Consider the following 9863-nt stretch of genomic DNA (forward strand, 5'->3'; position numbering starts at 1 on the left):
TTGATAGCGGTCAGCATCTATTCCTTCAAATTCCCCTAAGCGTTCATAGAACTCATAAAACCCACATACTGTTGTCAGGCAATGGTTAATGGTTTTTTCAGAGCGTTTAGAGACTTGGGGTTGAACTGAAATCACGTTCTTATTGGGGTTTCTCAGCCAATGGATAAACTCGGATAAGGTTTCCAGGGTGATCTCTTTCCAGTTCAGATGCTTGTCTTGAAGAAATTCCCAATAGAGCTTGAGGTTATGAGCATAAGCAGAAATAGTGTTAGGAGAGCGTTCTAGGCTGTCTAGATAGTGCAAATACTTCTGGATAGGCTCGATGGGTAAATAGTCATCATCAAGCACAATCCAGATAGGTTGATTGGTGTCTGGGAGAATCCCTTTTTGCACTTTCATGGTCAGTTCTGTCTCAACGTAATCAACATTGTAGTCTAAAAATAAAAACAGTTCAATAAATGCAAACAGCGCAACAAAACTTATTGATTTCTGCTACGCTGTTTTTGTTGTTGTTGTTTATAATTTAATAAGACTTAAAAATTAGCTCACCAACTTTGCAAAGAAGTAGGAATGATATTTGTAGAAAATATTAACTTTAATTCATGGTCTAAAGGGATGTTGTGCAAACAATCTTTAGATATGGGTAATGGTCGATTTTTTACGATATTAGAATATGTTTGTAGTCAAACAAATACTTACTTTGCAAAAGTTGATAAAGATTACACTTCACAAATCTGTCCTAATTGTGGAGCTCATACAGGAAAAAAAGAATTAAGTATTAGAGTTCACAAATGTCCTGAATGTGGCTTTGAATGCGATAGAGACATAATGGCTTATGTTTATTCTACAATGTAAGCTGCTTGAAAAATAGAACTTTTATTATTTACTCTCCACAATGTAAGGTTTATCATTCCTAATCTTATAATTTTTTAAGATTTAACGTAGCACTGCATTGACTTTTTGGAGGTTTTGTAGTTAGTTATTGGATGCACGGGTGGATATTGTCACAGTGCAGAAGTTAGCGAGTCATAGTTCTCCAGTGACGACAGCAAAGTATGATAGAAGAGGTGAGGAGACGAAACGGCGGACGGTTCAGTGTTTGAAGTTGATGGATAGTTAAATATTTTGCCAGTGAACGTATCGTTATGAGGGATCGCATCAATTGAAGAAACCATATACCATCATCGAAAAGATTAATGCGATGATTATGATCACAACTTCAATGAGATTTCAATTATTGAAGAAGATTAACTAATCAAAGATACTAGATTTAAAGGCTTAGTGGTTTTACCTGAATTTTTCTTCAGTAAAAGTCAAGGTTGTGTTTTGAACAGTAAATAGTCCGTTTTTGCCTTTAGAAAGTTTATGGATACACAGTCAATCTCTTTTTAGATGGAGTCTCAAATATGAATTCACGTTCTCAGATCATGACATCAGCACACAAGGTAAACACTTGGAATATTATGAGTCCTTTTCTAACTGGCATGGCTGGGGTAGGTCTTGGTATATTAGGTGGTTTTTATCTAGGTTTACTTTAAGGATGTTCGGGTTTAAGTTGTCTAATTCTCTTTAAGGATTTTTAAATTCACTCTAAGCACTAAGCAAGTGATCGCTGTCAAAGCTAAAGGGGTTTGAGTAGTAACTGTGCTACTCAAACCCCCTATTTGTCTTTATATTTGCTAATGGCGTGATTCATTAGGGTAATTTGTTCTCCATGAAAAGAAGGAGGCATCAAACAATGGACTCTATGGTCTACCCCATCTTGCATCACATCTGTATCGAGATCCGAATGATCTAATCCCAAAGTGTGACCAATTTCATGGGCGATAGTATTTGCTAAAAGCTTAGATAATTGATTAATACTTAAATCGGCCCTTAAGGAAGCATTGCAAATTTGATCGATTCGCACTACCGCCATATTTGTTACTTTCCTCGAACTAAAACTAGCAACCCCTAAATAATCAACAGAGGAATCGTCTGCTAAAACATAAACTCGAGTAAAGTCTTCTTGCCATTCCTTAAAATCTGGGGGGTCTGTGGTTAGGAAAACATTAACACTTCTAAAAGCACTGAACACTTTAGAAAAAGCATCAGTAAGAATTATTCCCCACATATCCCGATCTTTGTCATAAACTTCCAAGTTACAAACCTGTATCCAAATACAATGACGCTTGGTTTTGGTATTTTGGAGTATGCAACCACAATGGGGACAAATAGACCAGGTAGTTTGAATTCGATGACCACAAACCTTACATTTAAGTTTTACGGGGCGTGTAAGATCGATTCTTTCCCAAATAGGCTTATTTTGTTGTGGTGGAGATTTAAACTTACGGCGATTAGGTCTCGTTAAATCTAAACGATTATATAAAGACATTGTTACTTAGAACCAGGTACCCATTCAAAGCCAAATTTGTAATAATCATCGGCGAATTTATGACCCTGAAAATATCTTTCTTCTTTGATAATCTTAACCTGTGAGCCAAGATTGCTAATCATAGCAGCAGCACAAAAAGGACGCTCATAATCGGGATTGTTAAGCTTAATATAAATTTTCTCGCCATTGCTAATTTGAAAAATCATTCGACCATCTACCGATTGAAAGTCTTTTGCTCCCTGATAAATTAAAGCAAAAAACATCACCCGTTTAATAGTTTCTGGACGATAAATTGTCATATTTTCGCCTTCTTGTGCTGCACCAGTGCGGTCATCTTTATCTAGGAAGATATAAGGAGCAGTATGTTTAGAACCAAAATTGCCACCCAAAGGCTGAATTACTCCTTTGTCACCATTGACGGTTTCATACATACAGCCTAAATCCAGATCAGGTGCGTCATTTCCTATTAGTTTGGCAAAAAAACCACCATTTTGATTAGGCTTTTGATTCCAGTTGAGATTGACTTTAACTATTAACTGTTGAAAGACCCTATTTTTACTCAGGTCAATTTTGTGAGAATCCCCTTTTTTTTCTAAAGTAATTGGCATAATTAACTTCCTTAAATTTAACTATATTTGCGAAGAATTTCTTCTAAACCATTGACCCTAAAACCATTACCAAGTGCCGCCATTTTCCATTCATTTTTGTGGCGATAGATTTCTGCTAGAGTCATCCCCGTCATTTCTGCATAGTTGCGTCCAGATAAGTCATAACGAGCTAATTCCTTATTATTAGAGCCATTGACTAAACGAACAAAAGCATTTTGAACTTGACCAAAATCTTGTTTCCTTTGAAGGCATTGATAAATATTAACCACAAAAACTAGCTTAGAAATCCGAGGGGGAATTCTGGATAAATTGACAATAATAACTTCATCATCACCTTCGCCTTCACCAGTTAAATTATCTCCTTGATGAATTATTGCTCCAGATTGATGTTTGAGATTACCAAAGTAAACTACGTCCTTAACGTTGGTTAATTTTTGATTGCTATCAAGACATAAAACAGATGCGTCTAAATCAAAGTCTTGACCCCCACACAAAGCACTAAAAAATCCACCACCTGATTGTTCAGCTACGTCCCAACCTAACCCACACATTAGTTGAGTCAAACCAGGGGCTTCTTTAGATAAAGAAATTCGCTGTCCTTTTTGTAAACTAATACTCATTTTTAGCCTCGTAATATATTTTTAGTTTTTGCTTCTTTAACCCAGAGTGGAAATTCATCAATTAGTCTTTGATACAACTGGTCGTCAGTTATATTTTGCAAGTCATCTACATGGAAAAAGTTAGCATTGTCGACGACTCTTCCTGGCATATTGTCTAGTTTTTCTAAGATTCCATAATCCGAACCACCTAAACCAACAAATTGCCAAAAAATAGGATATTTTGCTGCGTTTATTAATGCTTTTTTAATTTCTGTATGATTAGTAACTCCACCGTCACTCAAAAAGATAACAAATGTAGGTAATTTACTCGATTCTTCTTTAGTGTATTTATTTATGACATCATTTATGACTAAAGCTTCGTTTTTTGACTTAAGCAAATTAATATCTGCTTTCTTTTTAAGGTCTATTGTTTGTTGCATAATAATGCCTTCTAATTGATACTTTATTTATTAGATGCGTTGCCGAAAACTTGATTAACGAAATATTGACATTAACAGTAAGAATGATATTTTGAAAACTTTGCCTCTACTCAATTTCTTACTAAAATCGACAACGCTTATCTTCTAGCTTTGATAACGGTCTAATAATGCTTGTAAACCACCTTGATAACCAGCACTTACTGCATTAACTCGCCATTCACCGTTTTTACGGTAAATTTCTGCCATAATCATTGCCGTTTCAATGGAACAATCTTCAGTTAAATCGTATCGGATTACTTCTTCATTGCTTTTAGCATTAACTACTCTGACAAAAGCATTATCAACTTGACCGAAGTTTTGACCGCGTTCAGCAGCTTCATGAATGGTTACAGTGACCACAATTTTCTCTACATCACTGGGAACTTTTTGCAGATTGACCTTGATCACTTCATCATCACCCTCACCTTCACCAGTTAAATTATCTCCTGTATGTTCTACTGATTTACTAGAATCAGGACTGGTTAAATTATTATAAAAGATAAAGTGTTTGTCAGAAATTAATTTTTCATTACTTCCTAAAAGAAAAACCGAGGCATCTAGGTCAAAATCATAACTTCCATCAGTGAGCTTAGTATCCCACCCTAAGCCTACAAATATTTCAGTTAATCCTGGGGCTACTTTTTCTAAAGATACACGCTGACCTTTGGCTAGAGAAACTACCATTTTTGTGGCTCCTTATAATTTTTGAATGTGAAAAGACGTTAAAACTAAACGTTAGTAAAAGATGTATTTTGTTTTGAAAATCCAAAAGAGAAAATACTAATCACCATCAAGAGTTCAATAGATTCTGGAAGAACTAATGAAGGATAAATGATTTCAATTAAAAGCTTAATTGCAACTAAACCAATAGCTAAATATCCAGAAAGTTCTAAATAAGTAAATTTTTCCATCCACACCTGAAATAACTCTGTCAAAAAACGTAGAGCTAAAACTCCTATGCCACACCCAGCAATAATTATCAAAAAGCGATCACTAATTCCTACTGCTGCTGATACACTATCTAGAGAAAAGGCTAAATCAGTAAAAACAACTGCTACAATCGCAGACATTAAACTCTTTTTAGTTTTGAAATTACTATCAGAAGATAAATCCCAAAAATAATCAAAAACTAAGTAAAATAAATAAATCGCAGCTAAAAGTTTAAGTTGCCAATAACGAATAATCCAAGTAGCACAAAAAATCAAAACAATTCTAAAAAAATAGGATAAGAACATTCCTAAATCTAAAACAAATTTTTTATCCTTATTATTTAATTCTTCGGTTATAGAAGATAGTGCTACTGCATTATCTAATGAGAGAATAATTTCAAAAAAAGAAAGAGTAATCACCAGTAATACTGTGTTTGCTATCTCCATATTAAACAAACCTATATAATTGTTATTTACTGACAGAAAATCTAATATTTTTGTCAGTTCGCTTCTTTTTAATATATATTTTATAGCATTTCCCTGACTCATGAGGTACATTATAGATTGTAATATCTATTACTGATGTACTAAAAAATGAAGCCTTATTCTATAGACTTTAGAGAAAAAATCATAGAAGTGTGGAAAAAAGAAAACCTCTCTATCAGGAATCTAGCTAAGCGTTTTGGAGTAGCGAAAAGCTTTATTCAAAAATTGCTTAAACAATATCAACAAACTGGAGATATTAGACCTTTACCGCAAGGAGGAAGCCCATCTCCTAAGCTTAATAGTGAGCAATTGGTTATTTTAGTGGAAATCATGGAAAAAAATAATGATGCAACTCTCGAAGAATTATGTGAGTTACTCTATAAAGAAACAGGAGTGCAAGTCAAAAAAACCACAATGGGAAGAATCAGCCAAAGATTGAATTATAGTGTCAAAAAAAACTTTATATGCACCTGAAAAAGACAATGAAAAAGTCCATCAAAAAAGAGTGAAGTTTTGGGAAACCATTCGAGATGTAAAGACAAATAATTTAATTTTTATAGACGAATCAGGAGTGAATTTAGCAATGCTGAGACTATACGCTAGGTCGCTAAAAGGCACGAGAGCTAGGGGAGAAAAACCCCAGAAGCGAGGCAAAAATATTTCTATTATTAGTGCATTATCCTTAGATAAAGTTCTGGCAACAAAGAATATTTACGGGTCAGTAGACGGAATTACATTTGAAGCTTTTATCCTCACAGAATTAGTACCAAAGCTATGGAAAGATGCTTGTGTTGTTATGGATAATGCTAGAATTCATCTGGGAGAAATGGTCAAAGAATCTATTGAAAAAGTCGGGGCTAATGTAATTTACCTACCTCCTTATTCTCCTGAATTTTCTCCGATTGAAAATTTCTGGTCAAAAGTCAAAGCTATTTTGAGAAAAATCAAAGCAAGAAACTATAAAGACCTAATAGAAGGTATTACATCAGCTATGTTACAAGTTACCAAACAAGATATTCGTAACTGGTTTACTCATTGCTGCTACTGTACCTCATGACTATGGGAATTGCTATATATAAGCTTAATAGTGTGACGAAAAAAGTGGCTGAGATGTGATCTGTATCATAGACTTATATGGAAACTTAGGTGTATAACCGTTGGTACAATAGGAGAACAAAAAAATGGGGTTTCGTATCAGAAAGAAAATTCAAATATTACCTGGAGTATCAGTTAATTTATCGAAATCTGGCACTTCGGTAAGTTTGAAGGCTGGTCCCGTAAACTGGAATTCTAGAACTGGAAAAACAGGAGTAAACTTGCCAGGTCCACTTTCGTATCAGTTTGATTCGACAACTGTTAAGGGTTTTTCTAAAATAGAACTTAGAGATATAGCGAAGCAACATGGATTGAAAGGTTATTCTAAATTTAATAAGCAAGAATTAATAGAGTTCTTAAAACAGAATGGAGTATTGTATTAATACCGATTATTTTTAGTTTCTAAATACATTGCCGGTTTGAAAATATTAGAATTAGTGTCTGAACAATTCTTGATTGAAGCCTTTTGAGTTTTATTTGCTTAATTTTAGTTTGTAACTAAGTCTCTTATCGGTTTTGAGAATTAGTATAATTGTCTATACTAGGGGTGACTCACTTAGGAAGATTAGTTGAGTTATGGAAAAATCGTCAAAAAAATATTAAAAACTAATAGAAAACACTGCGTATTAGAACTAGATGGGGATATTAACTATGCTGAGTCGGGAAAAATTTACTATCAATTTGCGACAGCCAAGAGTATACAAATCGAAAAAATAGACAGTTAATATATTCGGAAAATTATATATTTTTACCTGACGACAGAAACCGATTCCTTGTGTCTAAGATATTTACTAAAACTTAACGATTCAAGAATGATCCAACTATAGGATTAAACTGCACCTGACACATTCCTGTCTGTCCGTTCCGATTTTTAGCCACATTAATTTCCATAATTCCCTTATCTTCAGTCTCAGGTTTATAATACTCATCTCGATATAATAATAATCCTAAATCCATATCTTGCTCAATATCCCCAGAATCTTTAATATCAGAGATAAAAGGACGTTTATTAGCTTGTCCTTCCACGCCTCTGTTAATTTGTGCCAAGGCAAGAAACGGACAATCAAACTCCTTAGCCATATCCTTAAATGCCCCTGAAAACTTACCCACCGCTTGCGCTCTATTCCCTGCTGCTCTATCACCTAGCTTTTGAATATAATCCATTACTACTAACCCAATAGTTCCCCTTTCAGCTTTAATTCGGCGCAATACAGAGCGCATTCTTGAAGGGGTTAAGGTATTAGCAGGAGTATCATCAATAATAATGGGTAACTCGGTAAGTATTCCTAATCCTTTTACCAAAGAATCATATTCATCCTGATAAATTTCATTTCGCATTAATCGTGATGAATCTATTTTTGAGTGTATGGCTAAAAACCGTTTAGTTAACTGAGTTTTAGACATTTCTGCTGAGAAGAACACCACAGGAACTTTGTAAGTCATAGCGACATGATTAGCAAGATAAATAGAAAACCAAGTTTTACCCATTGAAGCACGACCTGCAATAATAATTAAGTCTTTTCTAGTAAGACCTCCTGTTAACTTATCTAAGTCGGATAAACCAGTAGAATAACCAGGACTTTTTCCTTCTTCTAATTCATTAAAAACATCCCTAAGACAATCATGAATAGGTTGAGGTTGAAAAGGGTCTTTTTCATCTACTGTTACCTTAAATAACTTTTCTTCTGACTGTTCTAGAATAGAAGGTAATTCCGTTACTGTATCATAGCCTAATTCTTCAATCTCACGGGCTGCATTAATCAGTAAACGACGCTGATACTTATCAACCACTAACGTTGCGTAACGGTCTATATTAACCGCAGAAACCGTCCTATCAAGTAATTGGGTTAATTTATTCTCTCCCCCGACTTTAGTAAAGAGCTTATGGTCTTTTAACCAAGTTTTGACTGTCATAAAATCACAGGGTTGATCTTTATGGTAAAGGTCTAAAGCAGCTTGATAAATTTGTTGATGAGCCATGACATAAAATGCTTCAGGAGGTAAAATATCTGCTACTCTGCTTATGGAATTAGGGTCTAAGAGAATACCGCCTAAAATGCTTTCTTCTGCTTCAATATTCTGGGGTAGTAAATGATTATCCATTATGATTTAGAATTGAAAAGACTACTAAGTTGTTTAAGTTTGTCCAGACTAACTAATTCTTGATTAGATTCCTCTGAAGTTTCATGAATCGTCGGTTTAGATGGCTTATCAACTATCTCATTTGATGTATTAGGCTGTGCTTCCTCTCGAATCATTGATAATAAACAAGCTTCTTGACTGGTAATAGTATGATGATTTCTATACTGTTGAAAAGCATCGATAGCTAATTTAACTTGTTGAGGGTCACGGTTATTTATTTCTTCTTTAAGTTTTGCCCCTACTTTGAGTCCCATTTCTTTAATTAAATTAATAATTGTTTCTGGGGTATCTTCATTTTCAGGGTTAGAAATAGAAACTTTTTTATCTTTTAAAGGGGTTTGTATAGGAATGACTTTACTTGATGAATTTTGAGTGTTTAATAACTCTCGTAACTGTTTTCTCAATCGTTCACATTCATCCCTCAGTTCATAGATTTCTACTACATGACCTCTAAGCTTTTCATTCTGCTGTTTCAGGTCTTTTATTTCAGCTTCTAAAGCCTTAATTCGTTGCCTAGCAACTTCGTGTAAAGTCTTGAGGCTATTGGGTCTTGCTTCTGGTTCTTCTAAAGGATTTAATTGAGTATTTTCCTTTTGTTGAAGTTCATGAATATAAGCTTTAATTTCATCCCATTTGTATAAATAAGAAACTGAACAACCAGCGACCTTAGCAATATTAGCAAAGGTCAAAGATTTCTTTTGAGCTATTATTTCTTGTACAGCCTTTAATACTTGCTCCTTTTTCTGTTCCTTTCGTTGGGCTTGAGTCCGCCTTAAAACCTCCGCTTGTTTTTCTCGGTTATGCTTTTTAGCCATCAGCCAACCTCCTCAACTCAGGAAGCCATTTATTCATGGCCTCAATGGTAGCTTTAGCTTCCTCTGAGGCTAATTCTGCCCCTGCTTTCTCTGCATCTGTTAATCGTTGCTGTTCCCCATGATATTGACGTTCATAGAGAGGTAATTTTCCTGTACTGGGACGAAAACTTGAACAACCATAGCATTTAGGATAAAGATTGACAGGACAGGGAGTTTTGGGGTCAAGGGTGCAGTGTCCGTAAACTACTAAACGAGGGGCTATTTCTAAGTCAAGTTCATGGGCTTTAGGATTTTTTAGTAAGCTTTCAGGTAATGATTGCCAAGGTAAGAACTTAT

The 9863-nt window shown here is 34.7% G+C and carries 12 protein-coding genes and 2 pseudogenes; 4 read left to right on the plus strand and 10 right to left on the minus strand.

The genetic code is table 11. The features are described from left to right. Positions 1-399 (minus strand): site-specific integrase (locus CY0110_RS26865; protein ID WP_008278811.1); only part of this gene is annotated, 399 nt, incomplete at its 3' end. Between the two features lie 171 nt (positions 400-570). Here CY0110_RS26865 and CY0110_RS26870 point away from each other — a divergent pair. Continuing rightward, entirely contained in the window at positions 571-855 is a 285-nt protein-coding gene (locus CY0110_RS26870) for a zinc ribbon domain-containing protein (protein ID WP_008278812.1), read from the plus strand. 124 nt (positions 856-979) lie between these two features. After that, positions 980-1120 (plus strand): annotated as a pseudogene (locus CY0110_RS31250) (integrase); the annotation flags it as partial. A gap of 540 nt (positions 1121-1660) precedes the next feature. Here the strand turns inward: CY0110_RS31250 and CY0110_RS26875 are convergent. The 6 genes from CY0110_RS26875 to CY0110_RS26900 all read right to left on the minus strand — a co-directional run bounded on the left by CY0110_RS26875 (position 1661) and on the right by CY0110_RS26900 (position 5538). Further along, positions 1661-2374, minus strand: a complete 714-nt coding sequence (locus tag CY0110_RS26875) for a zinc-dependent metalloprotease family protein (RefSeq protein ID WP_008278814.1) — start codon at positions 2372-2374, stop codon at positions 1661-1663. 2 nt (positions 2375-2376) lie between these two features. Further along, positions 2377-2982 (minus strand): tellurium resistance protein TerA, encoded by a 606-nt coding sequence (locus CY0110_RS26880; RefSeq protein ID WP_008278815.1) that lies wholly within the window; start codon positions 2980-2982, stop codon positions 2377-2379. Positions 2983-2999: 17 nt separating this feature from the next. After that, entirely contained in the window at positions 3000-3602 is a 603-nt protein-coding gene (locus CY0110_RS26885) for a TerD family protein (protein WP_008278817.1), read from the minus strand. Between the two features lie 2 nt (positions 3603-3604). Continuing rightward, entirely contained in the window at positions 3605-4021 is a 417-nt protein-coding gene (locus CY0110_RS26890) for a VWA domain-containing protein (protein WP_008278818.1), read from the minus strand. 144 nt (positions 4022-4165) lie between these two features. After that, positions 4166-4744 (minus strand): TerD family protein, encoded by a 579-nt coding sequence (locus CY0110_RS26895; protein WP_008278819.1) that lies wholly within the window; start codon positions 4742-4744, stop codon positions 4166-4168. A gap of 44 nt (positions 4745-4788) precedes the next feature. Further along, complete coding sequence (locus CY0110_RS26900) at positions 4789-5538, minus strand: TerC family protein (protein WP_157464673.1); 750 nt, start codon at positions 5536-5538, stop codon at positions 4789-4791. Positions 5539-5583: 45 nt separating this feature from the next. Here CY0110_RS26900 and CY0110_RS29545 point away from each other — a divergent pair. Together CY0110_RS29545 and CY0110_RS26915 are read left to right on the plus strand one after the other, a co-directional pair. Further along, positions 5584-6532 (plus strand): IS630 family transposase gene (locus CY0110_RS29545; RefSeq protein WP_085961785.1). Its coding sequence is split into 2 segments (ribosomal slippage): positions 5584-5924 and positions 5923-6532, totalling 951 coding nucleotides; the frame shifts between segments, so codons are not numbered across the junction. Between the two features lie 124 nt (positions 6533-6656). Next, a complete protein-coding gene (locus tag CY0110_RS26915) occupies positions 6657-6953 on the plus strand; it encodes a DUF4236 domain-containing protein (RefSeq protein WP_008278821.1) in 297 nt (98 codons plus the stop codon). A gap of 415 nt (positions 6954-7368) precedes the next feature. Here CY0110_RS26915 and dnaB read toward each other — a convergent pair whose 3' ends face one another. From dnaB to CY0110_RS26930, 3 genes and pseudogenes are all read right to left on the minus strand, one after another. Further along, positions 7369-8673, minus strand: a complete 1305-nt coding sequence (gene dnaB, locus CY0110_RS26920; protein ID WP_008278822.1) for a replicative DNA helicase — start codon at positions 8671-8673, stop codon at positions 7369-7371. Next, positions 8673-9527 carry a DUF6262 family protein gene (locus CY0110_RS26925; protein WP_008278823.1) on the minus strand — a complete coding sequence of 285 codons (855 nt, stop codon included), beginning with the start codon at positions 9525-9527 and terminating at the stop codon, positions 8673-8675. The genes dnaB and CY0110_RS26925 overlap by 1 nt, the downstream gene beginning before the upstream one ends. Further along, positions 9520-9863: pseudogene (locus CY0110_RS26930) on the minus strand (integrase); the annotation flags it as partial. The pseudogene CY0110_RS26930 and the gene CY0110_RS26925, both read right to left, overlap by 8 nt.

It is taken from the genome of Crocosphaera chwakensis CCY0110, assembly GCF_000169335.1.
Taxonomy (GTDB): Bacteria; Cyanobacteriota; Cyanobacteriia; order Cyanobacteriales; family Microcystaceae; genus Crocosphaera; species Crocosphaera chwakensis.

Excerpts from the sequence above, each read along its gene's own strand:
- CY0110_RS26870 (WP_008278812.1), top strand. The coding sequence starts at position 571 with ATGATATTTGTAGAAAATATTAACTTTAATTCATGGTCTAAAGGGATG.
- CY0110_RS26875 (WP_008278814.1), bottom strand. The coding sequence starts at position 2,374 with ATGTCTTTATATAATCGTTTAGATTTAACGAGACCTAATCGCCGTAAG.
- CY0110_RS26880 (WP_008278815.1), bottom strand. The coding sequence starts at position 2,982 with ATGCCAATTACTTTAGAAAAAAAAGGGGATTCTCACAAAATTGACCTG.
- CY0110_RS26885 (WP_008278817.1), bottom strand. The coding sequence starts at position 3,602 with ATGAGTATTAGTTTACAAAAAGGACAGCGAATTTCTTTATCTAAAGAA.
- CY0110_RS26890 (WP_008278818.1), bottom strand. The coding sequence starts at position 4,021 with ATGCAACAAACAATAGACCTTAAAAAGAAAGCAGATATTAATTTGCTT.
- CY0110_RS26895 (WP_008278819.1), bottom strand. The coding sequence starts at position 4,744 with ATGGTAGTTTCTCTAGCCAAAGGTCAGCGTGTATCTTTAGAAAAAGTA.
- CY0110_RS26900 (WP_157464673.1), bottom strand. The coding sequence starts at position 5,538 with ATGAGTCAGGGAAATGCTATAAAATATATATTAAAAAGAAGCGAACTG.
- CY0110_RS26915 (WP_008278821.1), top strand. The coding sequence starts at position 6,657 with ATGGGGTTTCGTATCAGAAAGAAAATTCAAATATTACCTGGAGTATCA.
- dnaB (WP_008278822.1), bottom strand. The coding sequence starts at position 8,673 with ATGGATAATCATTTACTACCCCAGAATATTGAAGCAGAAGAAAGCATT.
- CY0110_RS26925 (WP_008278823.1), bottom strand. The coding sequence starts at position 9,527 with ATGGCTAAAAAGCATAACCGAGAAAAACAAGCGGAGGTTTTAAGGCGG.